12 protein-coding genes are annotated in these 18,250 nt (G+C 36.4%); 2 read left to right on the top strand and 10 right to left on the bottom strand.

The annotated features are described in order from the left end of the window. Nucleotides 1-87 precede the first annotated feature (87 nt). From B2Z27_RS02975 to B2Z27_RS02960, 4 genes are all read right to left on the bottom strand, one after another. Nucleotides 88-2,298 carry a hypothetical protein gene (locus B2Z27_RS02975; RefSeq protein WP_286812501.1) on the bottom strand — a complete coding sequence of 737 codons (2,211 nt, stop codon included), beginning with the start codon at nucleotides 2,296-2,298 and terminating at the stop codon, nucleotides 88-90. 165 nt (nucleotides 2,299-2,463) lie between these two features. Then, nucleotides 2,464-3,975, bottom strand: a complete 1,512-nt coding sequence (locus B2Z27_RS02970) for a DEAD/DEAH box helicase (RefSeq protein ID WP_058102680.1) — start codon at nucleotides 3,973-3,975, stop codon at nucleotides 2,464-2,466. A gap of 98 nt (nucleotides 3,976-4,073) precedes the next feature. Then, entirely contained in the window at nucleotides 4,074-5,003 is a 930-nt protein-coding gene (locus tag B2Z27_RS02965; RefSeq protein WP_286812500.1) for a 2-hydroxyacid dehydrogenase, read from the bottom strand. Nucleotides 5,004-5,006: 3 nt separating this feature from the next. Continuing rightward, a complete protein-coding gene (locus B2Z27_RS02960; protein WP_071342168.1) occupies nucleotides 5,007-5,516 on the bottom strand; it encodes a DUF6155 family protein in 510 nt (169 codons plus the stop codon). Nucleotides 5,517-5,688: 172 nt separating this feature from the next. Here B2Z27_RS02960 and B2Z27_RS02955 point away from each other — a divergent pair, with 172 nt between their 5' ends. After that, entirely contained in the window at nucleotides 5,689-6,552 is an 864-nt protein-coding gene (locus tag B2Z27_RS02955; protein ID WP_036154298.1) for a sigma-70 family RNA polymerase sigma factor, read from the top strand. Between the two features lie 744 nt (nucleotides 6,553-7,296). After that, the gene (locus tag B2Z27_RS02950; RefSeq protein WP_286812499.1) at nucleotides 7,297-8,589 is read left to right on the top strand and encodes a hypothetical protein; all 1,293 of its coding nucleotides are present in this window, start codon (nucleotides 7,297-7,299) and stop codon (nucleotides 8,587-8,589) included. Here the strand turns inward: B2Z27_RS02950 and B2Z27_RS02945 are convergent. From B2Z27_RS02945 to B2Z27_RS02920, 6 genes are read right to left on the bottom strand one after another with little or no spacing between them, the layout of a single operon-like run. Beyond that, nucleotides 8,579-9,850: a YaiO family outer membrane beta-barrel protein gene (locus B2Z27_RS02945; protein WP_210707016.1), complete on the bottom strand. Its 1,272-nt coding sequence runs from the start codon at nucleotides 9,848-9,850 to the stop codon at nucleotides 8,579-8,581. The two genes, B2Z27_RS02950 and B2Z27_RS02945, sit on opposite strands and share 11 nt — an antisense overlap. Before the next feature lie 35 nt (nucleotides 9,851-9,885). Continuing rightward, nucleotides 9,886-12,267 carry a sulfatase-like hydrolase/transferase gene (locus B2Z27_RS02940; RefSeq protein ID WP_286812498.1) on the bottom strand — a complete coding sequence of 794 codons (2,382 nt, stop codon included), beginning with the start codon at nucleotides 12,265-12,267 and terminating at the stop codon, nucleotides 9,886-9,888. Nucleotides 12,268-12,272: 5 nt separating this feature from the next. Continuing rightward, entirely contained in the window at nucleotides 12,273-13,703 is a 1,431-nt protein-coding gene (locus tag B2Z27_RS02935) for a glycosyltransferase family 2 protein (RefSeq protein WP_058102674.1), read from the bottom strand. Continuing rightward, nucleotides 13,696-16,032, bottom strand: coding sequence for a HEAT repeat domain-containing protein (locus tag B2Z27_RS02930; RefSeq protein WP_286812497.1), 2,337 nt, complete (start codon nucleotides 16,030-16,032; stop codon nucleotides 13,696-13,698). Before B2Z27_RS02930 ends, B2Z27_RS02935 begins: the two co-directional genes overlap by 8 nt. A gap of 16 nt (nucleotides 16,033-16,048) precedes the next feature. Next, complete coding sequence (locus B2Z27_RS02925; protein ID WP_058102672.1) at nucleotides 16,049-16,414, bottom strand: response regulator transcription factor; 366 nt, start codon at nucleotides 16,412-16,414, stop codon at nucleotides 16,049-16,051. Between the two features lies 1 nt (nucleotide 16,415). Then, complete coding sequence (locus B2Z27_RS02920) at nucleotides 16,416-18,173, bottom strand: sensor histidine kinase (RefSeq protein ID WP_286812496.1); 1,758 nt, start codon at nucleotides 18,171-18,173, stop codon at nucleotides 16,416-16,418. Between the last annotated feature and the right edge of the window lie 77 nt (nucleotides 18,174-18,250).

Below are 18,250 nucleotides of genomic sequence, written 5' to 3'. Positions count from 1 at the left end.
CAACCAACAACCAACAACCAACAACCAACAACCAACAACCAACAACCAACAACCAACAACCAACAACCAACAACCAACAACTAACAACTAATCCCCCGAAACCCCTATTTCATCTAGTACCACTACCCCATAATCCGTTTGGTCAAAAGTAAAGGTGATCGCAGTGATCTCATCTACCTTAAGTACTGAATTTGCTGTTGAAAAAGCTTCCAAGGGAATATGAAAGGTCTGTAATTGAACTTCCCAATCTTCACCGATCATTTCCTTATCCAAGAATCCGAATTTGGTAAAGCGGGTTTTTAAAGGTTTGGTTATGCCTTTGATATCGCTCACTTTTACCATGCTTGTTTGTCCCGCTTTATCGGTTAGCTGTATGGTGAAATCCAACTGCGGCACTTCACGTTCTTCGGCATCTTCTTTTGCTTCTTTCTGCTCATCGGTCAAATTGAAATCCAGCCATTCGTGATTGCCCGCACCTAGGGTAAACTGCAGACTTGTGGTATCGTTAAAAGGGATGGAATCGGCTTCGGAAAGCAAGATTTCATACCTTGCTTTATCGGAATAATTAGTGGCATTTTCATAATCCCATCCTAAAATAACGGCATTGTTCTCTTGGCTACCCTCATCACGTGTAGGTAGGTTTTGTTCTTTCCAAAGTGCCATATTCGTGGCTAGTATTTTTGTGCTATCCTTTGCCGTAGTTATATCAATATCGGCTTCAAAATCAGCAATAGTATGAAAATTAGAAGATTCAAATGAAGTAAGATAATGCTCTACCGGAAGCCATTGTTTGGCAACGGAAACATTTTTGAATATGGCGTGGTATTCTTTACTATTCTTCAACGTAGCCTCTGCAAAGGAGCTGATAAATACCTTGGCGGCTTCTTGTTGTTGTACCTCCTTTAAAAGCGGATTTAAATTCAACAACCATTTAGAAGGTGCTCCAAAATCCGAATTACCCCAAGTGGAATTAAATTGACCGTGATTGGCATGGTGAATGTAGACACCTGCCTTAAACCTGGAAATAGAATCTGTGTACTGTAACCGACGGTAAGGTCTCATACCCCAAAAGCTCACTTCATCCGCATCATAAGAGCCCTGTATACTTAAGAAATTTATATTGTTCAGTATGATCTTACGGTCATATCTATAATCCGTTGGGGCAAGTGCCACTACCCCTTTAATTCCGAAATTGAAATTGAATTTTTCCAATGCCTGATCAGGAAAATAGGGTAACGGATTATACGCTGCAGCAATGGAAACCGCCTCTCCGCCACGGGAATGCCCAACGAGCAGAATATTGTCCAAATCAACTTTATGTGCCAGCTCATGACCCTCTTGATTGTTCCAAGTTCTCCATTGTTCCAAGTGCTTTAATAACAACCATGCGCGCGCAGGCATTTCTTTTCCCCTAAAATCGCCGGACCAATGACCGTTTAAAAAGTTCTCATCTACGGATACCGCTATAATTCCCCTACTAGCCAATAAATTCCCCAAATAACCATAACCATCATCAGAGTAATCTATCATACTATGATTGCCGTGCACAATTAGGGTAATGGGGAAAGGTCCATCACCTTCTGGCATATACACCCTACCGTTCAATGGAAAATTCTCAGCACCAAAACCCCAATACCGCTCGCGCCATTTTTTCTTTTTATCCTTCCAATCGGGAATTAACAGGGAACCATCAACAGTAGTCGTCTTAAACTTTACGCCGGTTGAAAATTCCTCTCGTTGTACATCCGTACCGCTACCATAGGTAAACGTTTTTACCGTGAACGTACCAGGTGCAGCAGGGTTCTGTATGGGAACCGGTTCTGGTGGAAAGGAATTTTCATGTGCAAAAGCCAATGGCACTTCTTTCTCATAAGGGTCCGACCCAGAATTTGCCAGGGCAAACAATACATAACCGGTGCCGCCTAAAAGTATCAATAAAAAGGCGCCATTTAGAAGGTTTCTTTTCAATTGAAATTGATATAGCGCAACACATAAAAGTATGCCTATAACTATGATGCAAGTATAAAATAAGGTAGGCCAACCGAACCCAATACATTTTAAAATGGTAAAAACAATAACTGCGCTAAGAACAGCGGTTATAGAGTGAAGAGAAATTTGCTTTAAACTTTTTCCTAGAACATTTAAGATGCCATATACCAAAATGTTGATCACGAGCCCCAAAATAATGGCAATGAACATCATGACAATAGGATGCCAACCGGTTAAAAAGTGATAGCCTGCAATGCCGTAAAATAAAATGGTTAGAAGTAAGGTGAGTGAAAATAAGCGATTTTTCATTAGTTGAGAGCGTTCTGGTGGTTCTAGCTCTTGAAATTAACCAACTTCTGTGTAAATAGGTAATGAACCCTACATTTTTCAACATCCCGTAAAATACGGTACACCTAAATACAGAATTGGCAACTACGCTTATTCTAAATCATAATGCCTAACCTAGTTTTGACTCTACATTTTAGCCGCAAAAAGTTTAGAGATTTTAGAACGTAGTTTACGCTCATAATCTTCCTCTAACCACTCCTTGTAATTTTTGGTATTGTTCATAATACAATACGAATATTGGCGCACACGATATTGAATTTCTTCCTTTAATTTTTTCGCAAGAATACGGGCATCAAAAACATCTTCTGAGTTTTCTACACATATTTTGGCATGTTGCTCAATACTCTTTTCCAGCACCAGTTTGGATTTTTCACCGTTGGCAAAACTCTTTTTGTATTCCGCCTTAATGTCAAAATCAATGTCGGTCGATTTTGCAAATTCCGCCCTTAGGTCCGGCGGCATTTCATAAACGAATTCGCGCTCAATTTCCTCATCATTTTTAATATTCTCCAAATAGAAATCTGGAAAATGAAAAATTTCCTGCCAATCTATACCAGCGTTCCAAAGTCCAAAACGGGCAACATTGTTACCCATATCAATAACATTGAATTCCTGTTTGTTTGGCAGATATCTAGAACCACGACCGATCATTTGAAAATAAAGGGTCAATGAACGTGTAGCACGATTTAAAATAATGGTCTCCACACTAGGTTCATCAAAACCGGTGGTCAAAATACTTACTGAAGTCAAAATGGCATCAGGGGTTTCTTTAAACCATTTTAGAATCTCTTTTCGCTCCGCAGCATTATTCTTATTATCTAAATGACGAATGTTATACCCTGCTTTTTTAAAGGTTTCACAAACGTACCTAGAGGTATTTATACCATTATTGAAAATTAAGGTTTTGGTGCCCTTTGCAATTTCATTGTAAGCGGAAACAAGCTTGTTCAACATGCTGTGATTTCCGTAAAGCTCATCGGAAGATTTTACCGTATAATCTCCACTAATACCCAATTTTAGGGTCTGTAGGCTAACGTCATAATTGTACATGTTGGCCTTAGCCAAGAATTTTTTCTGAATCAAGGATTCTATAGACTCGCCCACAATCAACTTTTTATAGTTGTCTTTCATGGGCAGCTTAATATTGGAGCTTAAAGGCGTTGCCGTTACCCCAAGTATAACAGAGTTCTCAAAGTACTTAAAGAGTTTGCGGAAAGAATTGTAATGCGCCTCATCAATAATGACCAAACCAATATTGTTGATCTCTACTTTCTCTTCCTGAAGTCTATTGTTCAGCGTTTCTACCATGGCAACAAAACACATGAACTCATCTTGATCCTGCCACTCTTTGACCTCGCTATTAATTATTTTGTTCTTTACCCCAAACCCTTTCAACATTCTAGAGGTTTGTTGACTAAGTTCTATACGATGGGTAAGTACAATGACTTTCTTATTGGTCTTGGCTATGTAGCGCTTGGCTATTTCAGAAAACACCACGGTCTTTCCACCACCGGTAGGCAGTTGGTAAAGCAGGTTAGAATTATCACCGTTCTCTTCTAGATACTTAAAAATAGTATGTAGATCTTCCTCTTGATAATCGTACAGGGTCTTCTCAGCGGTCTCTTTATGTAACTTCAAAAGGTTTGTAGGCGTTTATTTAGATTAATAATGCAAAAACCTTATAAAATTATAAGAATTTTATGGGTATAGGAAATAAAAAACTTTAAAACACAATATTAATATCCCTTGTTCATATCCACCAGATTCTGCAATTTTTCGCCGGAATCTAACCTTTTGTAGTTTTCTACAATTTGTGGAATAACCGAACCGGTGTCCGATACACTGGCGTAATGAGGGGTCATGTGTATTTTTTTATGGCTCCAAAATGGATGGTTTGTAGGTAAGGGTTCAGTATGGTACACATCTAAACAAGCCCCTGATAAATGTTGCTCGTCTAAAAGTGCCAAAAGATCCTCATCTACCAAGTGTCCCCCACGGGCAACGTTAATAACATAAGCATCTTGAGGAAGTTTGGATAACAATTCTTTATTTAAAATACCTTCGGTTGCAGGAGTCAGCGGTAGCAGGCACACTAAAATATCACTAGTCTTTAAAAAAGAATCCTTTTCTTCCGGACCTGCATAAGTTTTTACGCCCTGTATGTCTTTTTTGCTTCTGCTCCACCCTTGTACCTTAAACCCAACGGAAGTGAGGTCTTTGGCAGTAAGTGCGCCCAATTCGCCAAGACCTAAAATGCCAACGGTAACGTCCTTAATTCTTTTGTAATCCTTAGGTTGCCAAACATGGTCTATCTGATCTAATTTATATGCGTTCAAATTTTTAAGATGCGCCAATAGTACACTCAGAACATGTTCAGACATGTCACTGGCCAAATAAGGATCTACAATACGTGTAATGGGAATATTCTTAGGTCTGGTATCATCTTCAAAAATATAGTCTACCCCTGCCCCTGCAGAAGCAATACATTTTAAGTTTGGGTAATCTGCCAGAGCACCTTTTGGATGTTTCCAAATACAGGCCATGGTAATATCTTCCTTTGGGTGCTCTTCTAGATAGCTGTACACTTTAAGTGAGCTATTCTCTTTAAGCAGTGCATTCTTCCATAGATCTATCTTATTGTCTTGTCTTATGATAACTATTGCCATATGCTAATCAATTATATCCAAGGCTTTAGAAAATTCTTCTTCATAAGGCCATTTTTGGTTTTGGGTTTCCGTATAAATTTTAAGAATACGCTCTTTAAAATCTGTAAATATCCCTTGAACGCTTGTAAAGTGAACTACCTCATTAAATGAATTCAACATGCTTTTGAAAAAGGAGTCGGGCACATTTTTCTCCATTGAAAACGTCTGTGCAATTTCAAGATTATAGCACATGACATCAGCAATAAGGTGAGAGTCTACCCCTAACTTAATAAAATGTTTGATGAATTTTTGGGCTACCGAACGTCTTGCCCGTGGGCGCTTTCTCTTTAAAGGGAAGTACTCGTTTGAGATTTTTGCCTTGGCATCTTGCACCAATTTATCCTCTTTAGGGTTAAAGGCAAAGTCATAGTAAGTCTTCACCGCCGGAAATTTCTCGTACAACTCCAAAATCTGCTCTTCCAGCGCTTTTTTCGGTGATTTGGATAGGTGTGTTTTTAATGCCCTTTTACTCATAAATATGTGCTGTAAGACATCAAAAATACGCTTTACCAATGTAACGTCATAAATCCTTAAATCTTTGTTAAAGCTAATAAATGGTGTAGAACTATGATGTTATTCATTAGGTTATTACGATAAAAAATGCTATACTGTAAACTTGTACAACTTCTAAATTCCATACACACATATGAGGCAACTAAAGATTATCAAGCAGGTAACGAATCGTGAATCGAAATCACTGGATAAATACTTGCAAGATATCAGTAAAATTGATTTGATTACAGCGAATGAAGAGGTAGAACTAGCGCAGAAGATTCGAGAAGGTAGTCAAGCAGCTTTGGAAAAATTGACCACGGCCAACTTAAGATTTGTGGTTTCCGTAGCAAAACAATACCAAAATCAGGGTCTAAAATTACCGGATTTAATTAATGAAGGTAACTTAGGCTTAGTTAAAGCAGCAAAAAGATTTGATGAAACAAGAGGATTTAAGTTTATATCCTATGCCGTTTGGTGGATCAGACAATCCATATTGCAAGCTTTGGCAGAACAATCTAGAGTTGTTCGTTTACCATTGAACAAAATTGGTTCAATTAACAAGATAAAAAAGACATTTTCTTATTTAGAGCAGGCACATGAGCGCCCACCGTCTCCAGAAGAGATTGCCAAAGAATTGGAAATGACCGTTTCTGAAGTAAAGCAATCATTGAAAAATTCTGGAAGACACGTATCTATGGATGCTCCGTTACGTGAAGGCGAAGATTCTAATCTGTATGATGTATTACGTTCAGGAGAATCTCCAAGACCGGATAACATCTTATTGCAGCAATCATTGAACACTGAAATCAATAGAGCTTTAGATACCCTATCTCCAAGAGAAGCAGATGTAGTAAAGCTTTATTACGGTATTGGTGATCAACAGTCCATGACTTTGGCAGAGATCGGACAAACCTTTGATTTGACCAGGGAACGTGTTAGACAAATTAGAGAAAAGGCAATTCGTAAATTAAGACATGCCTCTAGAAGCAAGTTACTTAAGACCTATTTAGGCTAAATATAATTTTGTTTTAAAAAGAAAGCGCCCGTGTTATACGGGCGCTTTCTTTTTGTTTTTTTATCATCCTAAGAATAGGATAATTTATTGATATTAAAATTTACCAGAATACTATTTAAATCCTGGATGAAATTTTGATAGGACGAGAAATCTTGGTTTTGATGTGCCATAGGTTTAAATTTTATTGGTGTTTTGGTTTGGTAGATTTTACATGTAATCCAACTCAGCTAATTCGTTGATACTTAAAATCTCATTTAAATCTTGAAGAAAAATAAGGTATTCTTCACCGTAGGTGTCGTAAAGCATATTGTAGGTTTAAAAGTTAATCTTAATTTGGGTTTTCATATCTTGATAGTAAATATATAATGATGTTAAGATTGTCACAATAAATTGTGGTGAACCAATTTAAATATGTTGTAAAAACTACCTAAATATGTTGTTAAACATAAAAACACCCTTCAACCCTGTGTTTTATTAGGGGTGCGACCAATGTAGTTCATCCTGTTTTTAGGTACTTAATCGGTATTTCCCTCAAATTTGACGCTTTTTAATACCCATCCGGAATACTAACTTTCATATATGTTTTAAGCCATTGTTAAGAAATCTTTTAATTTTTATTAATACAAAATGTTGATTTTCAGTTACATAACAGATAACAATACCTAGGTGATATTTGCGTTTTTATAGTAATCCTTTAAGTATGGTATAATCTTTTACCTTTAGTAACATAAAACAATACATATAATGATGTGTTTCCCCGGCAGTAAAACAAAAAGTATACTATATATAATATTGGTAACTTTATTTATAGGTTACCAAGTAAATGCACATGCAGTAAAAGAGCATACTACTAACGTAGATGATTTCACCAATGTAGAACTTATACTCAACAGCCACAGTTTTAATACACACCAACGTAGTACCTTCACCTATGGTTCACAAACCGAAACCATTGAACGTGGGCTCACCATAGTGCACTTGCAAGGCGATCACAAAATAGAATTTAAGTCTTTTGACACCTACGGAAGTGATCAAGATGTAGTAGACTTTATTAAAGTACTTACTGAAATGATGAATGCCAAAGCTAGCATAGCCATATTGGCACATGATTCCGCAGCCGCAAAATTAGAAGGATACCAGAAGGAACTTAACAATTTAGGGCTACCCCAGTTAAGTACTTTAAAAGGAAGGCAAGCATATATTATGCATCATATAGATGGGCAAATTTTTGAGCAAATAGATGATAATTCCATTACCAAGCAAATACGTATTGCTTCACCAATATTGGACACAACCATATATTTTCCAAGAGAGGTCTATGAATTTGAAGACAACATTGATCGTTACATTGCCCACGCAGGTGGTGAAATCAATGGTGTAAAGTCTACCAATTCTAAACACGCCCTAGACGAAAACTATAAAAAAGGATTCAGGTTTTTTGAGCTGGATATTATAGAAACCTCTGACGGCAAATTAGTAGCGGCACATGATTGGGACATGTGGGCACGTTTTACGGATTATACAGGTACCTTGCCCCCTACCCATGCCCAATTTATGAAACAGAAAATCTATGGGGATTATACCACCTTGGATATGGAAGGCATAAATACTTGGTTTAAGCAACACCCAGATGCTACTTTAATAACAGATAAAGTAAACGACCCACTAGCTTTTGCCAATGCTTTTATTGATAAGGACCGACTAATTATGGAATTGTTCAGTATTATGGCCGTAGAAAAAGCATCTGAAAACGGTATACATACCATGATCTCCCAAGAACCCTTATTGGCAATTAAGGGAGACAAAATTAATTTCTTAAAGGTGAACGATGTAAAATACGCTGCGGTATCACGTAGAATAATCTCCAGTCAGAAGAAATTAATGTTAGCGTTAAGAGATGCAGGAATTAAAGTGTTTGTCTTCAACGTAAATTTTGACAGCGGTAAAGATGAACAATATGTATATGATAATGAACTGGGCTTGGTATATGGCATGTATGCCGATAAGTGGATTACCGATATGGGTTCTAAAAATTGAACTCATAGGTGAGCCCCGCTGAAATGGAATAGAAATAACTACCGGGGTCAAAAGATTGTTCTTGTCTCAACACCCCAACATTGGTTCTATAGGCGCTCAAATTATTCTTACTTGTAAACTGATACTCAAAACTTAATCGTTGAGATTCTATATACAACAATGTTTCTGCCAGTAATTGGTCACCAGAAGTAAATTGACGCAGCTCTGGTGAAAACCCTACACCTACATTTATACCCATAAAATTCTCTGCATCTTTTAGATACTTTCGGATTAATAGATTACCCGATACATTGGTTAAATTATCGGCTTCTGGTGTAATGTACGATCGCAATGAAAAATAGTAGTTACCAGTATAATACCCCAATGAATTGGTTATAGATTTTACATCCTTGGTCGCAAAATTTATGAATCTACCACCTGCAGAAAATTCAATACCACTTTTATGATTATAGTAGACATCCCCACCCATTTTATGGTTTGGATACAAATCAGATTCCGAATAACCATAATTTAAATAGGCATAAACACCCTTGGTAATTTTTGGATAAAGGTCTACATCTAATTGAATTCCGTTTTTACCTAGCCTATTGCTGTTGTTTATTCTAGGAATGATCACTCCGTAAGGTGTTTGCCTGTTGTAAGAAATACTAGAGGTTGTAATAGGATCAAAACGCTTATCGTAAAAAGTAACCGAACTGTTTACCGAAACCGTGTTTTTAAGCTGTTCTTCGGTAACCGGTGTTTTATGTACATTTTGCAAGGTATCCCTTTTGGCAACCTTAGCAGTTTCTTTTTTTGGTTTTGATGAATTCCTTGCTATTTTGCTGTCTACATTATACCAAGCTTTATCACTATAAACAATGCCATTTATACCGTCTAAGGCAATAGCTCGTAATCTTTGCAGCTCAGGGTCATTAGATTTATGCAGTAAAGCCTTATTGGCAAGACCAAGTGCAGTATGATAGTTTTTGGCATAAAGTTCGTTCTTTATAGCCCCTAACCACGCTGCTCTGTTAATCTTGTTCTTAGACAATATGGTATTGAACGCAGACCTGGCACCATCATAATCGCCTCGCCAACTTAAGGTTCTTGCCCATAGAATAGAAGTTTCCTCCTCTGTTTCCGGTTCATTGATTAAAGTATACAATATATTGTGGGCAGTATTGGTTTTTCCCTCATATGCCAAAGCATAAGCACTTTCAAAAGAAGGGTTACTATACGGTGTATCTTGCCCCTTTACTTGAGTAACAAGCAATAGCATGATTAAAGATGTAATATGTAGCCAACTCTTATTCATTATTCTATAGATGCCAAAGTGCTATTGGTAGTATCTTTTGAAGTTTCATAATTTTTAATTCCTGCCTTTCTTGCGCTTATTTTTGCCCTTGCTATTTTATTGGAAATTTCATTGGCACTAGCACTGTTTTCTTGAACGATATCTACCAAGGCCAAACCTTCCGCGTGTTTGTCATACCAGAAATACACATCAAAAAGAGCGGCGTAGGAATCTATATAATTGGGGTTCATGGCAATACATTCCTTTAAAATCTTTACCGACTCCTCATAATTACCTTTCCAAATTTGTAACCGTCCCGATAAAATCTTAGTGTCTATATGGCTGGGAGATTCAGACAGAATGTAACGGCATAATAAAAGTGCATCATCCCACTTTTTGTTAAAAGCTAAATCTCGCGCCTTAAAAAAGGAACGGTCAAAATTGCTTCCATCATAAATACTGTTGATCCACGTAATTTCTGCCGGTGTAAATTTTTCCGTTTGAACAGAAAATATGGTCAAACTATCTGGTATGATTTTATTTTCTGTAGTGACATAATGGTTCACGGACTTAAAGCGCTCCAATGATTTTTCTACCCCACTACCGCCAAAGGTAGAACTGATATCCATATTTTCATCCAGCTCCATAATATCACCGTTGGTATATAATTTCTCTTTACTTATATACTCTTTCAACTCATTTTTGTTACGCATTAAAGGTATGTTCTTCGTGGACCTAAATGCTGTTTCCATGTCTAGCGCACCACCCATCCATGCTACTTTCTTAGGCATTTTCATTTCGTATGCATTATCCAACAAGGCTAGAATAGACGGAGTGACATCAAAATGTGATGAGATAGAACTCATTTTACGTGTTTTTTTTAGCATTGGGCTATACATGATCAATGGCACATGAAAACGACTGATACTGTTTCTCTGTGGAATAGGTATAAGCCTATGGTCACCGGTAATCACAAAAATGGTATTCTCATAGTTTGGCTGAGATTTATAGGATTCCATAAACCATTGTATAGCATCGTCTGTATATAACAGTGTGGCAAAAACATTATTGTTTTTTTCAATGATTTTTGTCTCCCTGGAACCAAAATCACCATTCTTTAAAATCTGATCAACTTTGGTTTCAAAAAAATCTTGGTTGGGCGGTATAAATGGCTCATGCGTACTAATGGTCATGTACACTTCTAGTCTTGGTTGATCTTCGTTTCTTTCTAAACTGATACTTTTTTTGAACAATTCCTTATCCGGATATCCCCATGATGAACCGGCGGCATCTTCGGCCTGTTGTTGGTATTGAATTCCAAATCCTGATTTATCCAGTATAAAATCAACATTCTCGCTATTTAGAAATCGGTCAACCTTATCAAAAGAACTATTGGTACCTTGATAAAAAGAAGTATGGTAGCCATTATTTTTTAGAACACTGAACATCGTAAGTTTATTAGGATATTCTTCTAGCTCCATAAATCCGCTTTTACCAAAAGGCAGCGAACCCAATAAAGAAGGTAAAACCCCAAATGTTCTCCCGGTATTGCTCAAGAAATTTTCCCAGTACAAGGATTTGGTGGTCAATGAATCTAAAAATGGGGTAAATCCGCCAAACTCGGCACCTTCCCCAACGAAATCCCTACCCAGACCTTCTACCATAATAAATACGATATTTGGTTTCTCTTCTTTTAATTCAAAGTAATCACCAAGAACATTTTCAATGATCGGACCTTGAACCAATGGGTATTCTTCTTTAGAGGTATATGAGTTATCTTCTGTACTGGTATTGTATATGTTAACCGCTAAATATTGAACTTTGTTCTGGTTAATGGGTTTTCCATCTGTAAACAAAGAAGCCATGAACAAGCTGAACAACACAATGGTAAAAGGGTACATTCTACTGATCCTATGATAAAATTTAGAAGTAACCTTATATAAAACCCAAAAAAGACCAATTAAAAAAGCAACGGCAAAAAGTAGGTATACCGAGATCATGAATCCGCCAGAATTGGCAAGGGTTATCTTTACATCTGCATAGCTATATCCTAGTAAATCTGACCCTAAAGGCACCAAAGTAGAACAATAATAAGCAATAAGAACTGCCTCAAATATCAGCACTAAGCCCAAAAGAACGAATACCAGGTTAAACCCATATCTGGAGCGTAGATTTTCCCAAAAATTAAAAGGAAAAACCATAACAATACCCATTAAAGCGGTAAAGCCAATTTGATGTACAACAGCTTTAAGAAAACTAATGGAAATAATAGCATCTATAACACCTTTATAGTATAGCATACCATATTGAAAAAGCGTTAATACCAGCAGACATCCAAAAAAGGATATCATAAGCCGCGTATACTGCTTTAAGGTATATCTATCTAATTTACTTGTGTTCATTGCTATTATGTTGCTTTTGCAAAACCTTTTCTAACTTGGGATCCCCAGCCAGATTTAATCTTAAATAATTTTTTATAATTGCCCCTGACCGCAGCATATACCACAATTGGGTGAAAAATGAAAGGTTCTAAAATGGCCAGCCCCATGAGAATAAGAATATCTTTTGTTTTTCTATATTGGTTATAGGAATACACATCCCAAAGAATGGCGTAAAAGGAAATCATGATCGAAAACAGAAAAATGGCCAACGTAATCATGAAAAAGAATTCCCAATTTAAAATACCTAAATAGGCAAAAAGGATAATGGTGAAAAAACCAAAAAACTCCAATAATGGAGAAAGCCATTCATAAAAAAACCAGTACGGATAGCTCAACAATCCCAATCTACCATACTTTGAATTGAACAGCATATCCTTATGCTTGAACAACGTTTCTAAATTGCCCCTGGCCCAACGATCTCTTTGGTTCACAAGAATGTTGAGATCTTCTGGAACTTCTGTCCAGCACAGAGGATCAGGAATATACTCTATTGTATACGGTTCCCTTCTATCATGCATGTAACGGCGCATTTTAAAGACGATTTCCATATCCTCACCAACGGTATCCGTATCATAACCGCCAACAGCCAAAGCAATTTCACGTTCAAAAAAACCAAATGCACCAGAAATAATAAGTAAACTATCAATTCTACCCCAGGCCATTCTTCCCAGAATAAAAGATCGTGTGTATTCCAATAATTGGAATCTTGCCAGCCAATTGCTGGGTAATCTAATTTCCTCTAACTGCCCGCCTTGAATAATACATGAATTTGCCACACGTATAACACCACCAACAGCTATGACCCTTTTCTTGGAACGTTGAAAGAATGATTTTACCACGTGCAATAAGGCATCTGGCTGTAAAAGGCAATCAACGTCTATACAACCTACGTATTTGCTCGTAGAAAGTGCTACACCGGTATTAAGGGCATCAGACTTGCCACCGTTCATTTTATCTACAACGGTCAGCTTTTCAAAAGCCCTATTCTTAGATTTATATATTCCACGAACCGGTTTTGATTTCCAGTCGGGATCCATTTCTACATCGATCTTTTCAAGGTCGTAAGAATCTATTAATTTCTGTAACGTATCATCTTTACTACCATCATTAACAACCATTACATCATAGTTGACATATTGTAATGATAACAAGGATCGTATATTCTCTACAATGGTAAGACCCTCATTATAAGCAGGTGCTATAATGGTAATTGTTGGCGCCAAAGGAGATGCCATAATTTTTGAAATATCGGTGAAGCTGTTCTTATTTCTATAATGCAATGAATTTCTTGTTGAGAAATACGCCATTAAGGAAAATAGAATAAAGAGTATTAACGTAAATACAAAGAATACAAAATTGATGTACTCCAAAACAACACCAAATAATTCACTATCCATTTTTCTTATTGTATAAAGAGTTGGAAATGGAACATAATTGGTCAAATAAGGTAGAACCGCTTTCTTTTTGTGCTACGTTGTTTTTTGCTTTCTCTGTTATTTCCAATTCAAAATTAACATCGAAAATGGAGTTTTTTACACCTTCTAACTGCTCTTCTTTGGACAATGCTAAGCGGATTTTAATCGCATTCAATGCATCATTTGCCTCTTTGGACAAATCGTTAGACGTAGAGTCTATAATACTCTTCAGTAATCGGAATTCTTTTTCATCGCCCACAATTTTAATTTCATGAATCAACATAAGTTTGGTTTCATGATCTGCTTGGTGATAAATATCTGTAAACACGCTCATAGCCAAATTACTGTCCTCGCTTAACAGATCATTTGGTCGTGGGGATTGATAGGAGAATTTTTCAATAAGCTCATTAGCTCTTTCAATAACCAATTCAGAAGTATTTTCCTCAATGATATCATACAATAAACCTAGTTCACGGCAATCTCCGAGTTCCGAAATATTTTCTAAAATCACCATGGTCTCCAATTCTTCCTCAGGCATAAAATTGGCCGAAAAATTAACGGTACCGTTCTTTATTTCTAAAATAGGTTCAATTGCAGAGTCTTCTACGTTGATTTTGTCGTTTTCCGATATGATCGATGTCCAATCAATACTCAATTCTTCATCGAAATCTTCTTCGCTGTCTAAAGTTTCAGTGACCTTACCCACTTGGTTTAACGCTTCGTTTTCTAAAACGAACATAGGTTCCAAAGCATCGGGATCCTCAAGGGCAACATCTTCTTGTGCAACAACATCATCTATCACCAACGGTAAAAAATTAAACGTAAATTTTTCGTTTTCAATCTCTAAAACCGTGTCCTTCGTCTCTTCATTATCCAATTCAGTTACATCATCATTTATAATACCTACATTAGTTTCATCTTCACCCATAACATGAGGTAAGAAAGAAAGATCCAATTCACCTATTTGCTCCTCAACTTCTGGTTTTGACATTGGTTGATCGGTAACGGTCGCTGTAGGTTCTGTAGAAATATCTGTAGATGCCTCTACCGCTGTATTCTCTATAAATTCATTTTCTATAACCGGTAAATCTTCTTCCCCTTCTATTTCAACTTCAATTGAATCAGTATTCTCAATAACTTCTTCTGTTTCCATGGACGAAGAAGGCTCTAAAAATGACTCAACTATCTCATTTTTAATTACTTCTTCTACCGCTTCAAACTCTGGCTCATAAAAATCTACTTGAGAAATATTTTTTGTAGGCAATACACTTTCAGGATTGATCTTGTTCAAAGTGCCGATAACTTTGCCCTTAATATTGAAATGACGTTCTGTAGCTTTTAACTTTTCTAGAAAGGGCACCTCTGAAGCAGACCCCAATTCACCTATGGCATCTAATATTGCAATTTTTATATCATGGCTTGCCTTAGGGTACACCATAATTAATGTGGGTAAGGCGCTAACAAAATGAAACTCTTTTATGCACTCTATTGCCTCTGCCTGTATTTCTTTCTTTTTATGTTTTAACAGTGTTATGATTGACTGTTCAGCATCGTTTTGACTATAATATTTTATAAGTCGTAAAGAGAACAACACTACATGTGTATTGGTAGAGGTTAACCAAAGCCCAAATTGTGGTGGTGTGTAATTTGGTTTGTGCCTAAGTACATCTAACAATTTTAACTGTTGCCATTCTGCAATTTTATATTTTGTATTGTCAAGAAAGTATTTAATACCTTCTTCTTTTAGGTTGACCACGGCAATTTCTGCCTGTTTACGTACAGTACTTTGTCTATGGTTAATGAATTTAATGATCAAGCCATAGGCTTCATCCACTTCCATGGTCGTCAGTTCCAAAATTCCGCTTGAAACCACTTGCCACTTGCTACTGCCCAATTTTTCATAAGCATCATGATGCAGCCCTAAATCTTTGTATAAATGGATTAGAACATCTTGTGATTGTCCAGATAGGTCTTTGCGCAAATCAAGTAAAACTTCGGTCAATACATGTCTATCGAATTTATTCTTGATCAATTCCCTTATCTGTACTTTTAAATTTAGATAGTTCATTTTTTCCTCTTTAGAATTAGAATCATCATAGAATAAAAATTCATTGATCATAGGGGAAAATTCTACTTTCTTTTCTTTGGTACGCTTGTTATTGGCAGTAATGTTATTTCTGATTAGAAATACCCCAACAAAGTAAATTACCGATAACACCAAAAACAATATGGTGAGCCACCAGAGATATTCTAAATTGAATTCCGGGGCTGTAATCAGCGAAATTTTTATTTGTCTTGGGGGAATTAACAAATGTTATTATTTAAAATTATTTATTTATCTCTCTAGCTATGCGTACTAATAATTCTGTTGGACTAACTGGTTTTGTAATAAAATCATTTGCTCCTAATTCAAAAGCGGTAAGAACGTTCTGTTCATTGCCTGCTGATGAAATAATGATGATAGGCGTATTTGATTTAAGGTCGTTTCTAACATAATCTATAAGCTCAATACCTGAAAAATAAGGCATCATAATATCGCTCACGATAATATCGGGCATATCATTTTTTAGATATTCCTTCACCTCTTTTCCATTGACGGAATGATGAACCGCATACCCGCCTTTTTTTAGCCTAAAATTTAAAAGCGAGGCCAACAGTTGATCATCATCTGCCAAGAGTACACGTTTACCCATATTATTTTTTGTTTAGGGCCTTTAAATCCATATCCAAATTCTCCTCCAACAAAGGATAATCGGTTAAGAATATTTCATATAACTCTTTTACCTTTTCAGGTTGATGTCCTTTACAGCTTGCCTCTAGGTCTACAATAAGCTTTCTCATACCATCAGCTTTAACCATGGCAAAACCAGCCTTTAATTTATGTGCGGATAACGCTATCTCTTTTAAATTTTCAGTTTTTAAATGAATTTTTACGTTACCTATAAATTCTATGGCGTTTAATTTGAACAACTTCACCAGTTCATTTAGCATATCTATCTCTCCAAAACACTCTTTTAAAAGATGGTTAAGGTCTACAACAGTTGTTTCTTTAGGTTCTATCATTGGCTTTTGAAGTAATGCAGAATACTCTGCTTGTTCAAGTTTAATATTCTTATTGTCTAGTATGGTCTTCATTAATTGTTCTAATGTGTACGGTTTCAGTAAAAAATCATTTATGCCAATTGCTTTACAGTCTTTACTGTCCTGCTCAGTGAAATCTGCACTAAATGCAACTATAGGAATAGTATTCACATTGGTATTGCTATGCTCTCTAATGATTTTAGACACTTCAAAGCCGTTCTGTCCGGGCATTTTAAGATCCATTAAAATGAGATCTATTTCTTTGGATTCTAAAGTTTTCAATGATTTTGGCAAGCTTAGATTGGAATATACCTTACAGCCCCATTTGGTCAGCTGCTCTACAATTAAGCGCTGATTCATTTGGTTGTCTTCAAAAACCATAATTTTGGTTCCTGCCAACACCTTTCTGCCTTCTAATGTGCTGTCATTATTGGTGTTTTTGCTGGTATGGACATTATTGCCTAAAGGATAAGGAACCCTAAAAGTTACCGTTGTACCGCTATCTACAGTACTATCTATTTCAATATTGCCCTGTAGTTTTTCTATAATCTCTTTTGTAATCGTTAAACCAAGTCCCGTACCACCATATTTACTAGAGGTGTCATTTTCAGCTTGGGTGTAGCTATTGAAAATGGTCTTTATTTTCTCCTGAGAAATACCAATACCGGTATCTGCTACTGAAAATTCAAGTTCACAACCACCATTGAAAGTCTTAGATGCAAAAACTTCAAGCTTAATAAAGCCTTTATGTACAAATTTTACCGAGTTCCCTAAAAGGTTAAGAAGCACCTGAGATAGTTTAGAAGGGTCTCCTTTAATTATCTTAGGTACGTTTTCGTCAATTTCTACCAATAACTCTATATCACGATCAACAATTAAGGTTTCGCACAAGAACATAACATCATTCAACAAGCTATGCAGATTGAAATCTACAGACTCGAAATTGGTATTACCTGAAGATATTTTAGAATAATCCAGCACCTCATTGATCAACTTTAAAAGTGTATTGGAGGCAAATTGTATAGCATCTACTTTTTTGTGTTGGCTTTTGGTCAACTTTTCTTCGTTCAGCAAATTTGTAAACCCAATGATGCTGTTTAAAGGTGTTCTAATCTCATGGCTTATATGAGCAATAAATTGCTTTTGATCAATCTTTTGCTCTCTCATATCACTAGCCTTGGTTTCTTCAACCATAGGGGAAGTAGTATTGGGAGAATAAATATGATTTTCTAAACTAGATCTAAACGTGTCAAAAGAGTTTTTTAACACCTTAGCTTCATTGGCATTTAGCTCCTCAAAAGAAAATTCACTTACTGTTTTTTCCAGTTGTGCTAATTGACCAAGTAAATCCTTAGTTTTTGAAATTGCCATAAATAGGTTTTCTTTAATTAGTTTGGGTTGTAACTTATAATTCCCTAAAAATGCGCTATAACCATTATGCAGACAAT

Origin of the sequence: Maribacter sp. UBA3344 (genome assembly GCF_002362375.1) — a bacterium.
GTDB classification, from domain to species: Bacteria; Bacteroidota; Bacteroidia; order Flavobacteriales; family Flavobacteriaceae; genus Maribacter; species Maribacter dokdonensis.
Note: the sequence above shows the minus strand (reverse complement) of the source record. Positions and strands in the feature narration are given on the sequence as shown.

Bases quoted from the DNA above. Each gene is read 5' to 3' on its own strand.
- B2Z27_RS02945 (WP_210707016.1), bottom strand. From the start codon at position 9,850: ATGCTATTGCTTGTTACTCAAGTAAAGGGGCAAGATACACCGTATAGT.
- B2Z27_RS02960 (WP_071342168.1), bottom strand. From the start codon at position 5,516: ATGAGTAAAAGGGCATTAAAAACACACCTATCCAAATCACCGAAAAAA.
- B2Z27_RS02965 (WP_286812500.1), bottom strand. From the start codon at position 5,003: ATGGCAATAGTTATCATAAGACAAGACAATAAGATAGATCTATGGAAG.
- B2Z27_RS02935 (WP_058102674.1), bottom strand. From the start codon at position 13,703: ATGGATAGTGAATTATTTGGTGTTGTTTTGGAGTACATCAATTTTGTA.
- B2Z27_RS02955 (WP_036154298.1), top strand. From the start codon at position 5,689: ATGAGGCAACTAAAGATTATCAAGCAGGTAACGAATCGTGAATCGAAA.
- B2Z27_RS02950 (WP_286812499.1), top strand. From the start codon at position 7,297: ATGATGTGTTTCCCCGGCAGTAAAACAAAAAGTATACTATATATAATA.
- B2Z27_RS02920 (WP_286812496.1), bottom strand. From the start codon at position 18,173: ATGGCAATTTCAAAAACTAAGGATTTACTTGGTCAATTAGCACAACTG.
- B2Z27_RS02940 (WP_286812498.1), bottom strand. From the start codon at position 12,267: ATGAACACAAGTAAATTAGATAGATATACCTTAAAGCAGTATACGCGG.
- B2Z27_RS02925 (WP_058102672.1), bottom strand. From the start codon at position 16,414: ATGGGTAAACGTGTACTCTTGGCAGATGATGATCAACTGTTGGCCTCG.
- B2Z27_RS02975 (WP_286812501.1), bottom strand. From the start codon at position 2,298: ATGAAAAATCGCTTATTTTCACTCACCTTACTTCTAACCATTTTATTT.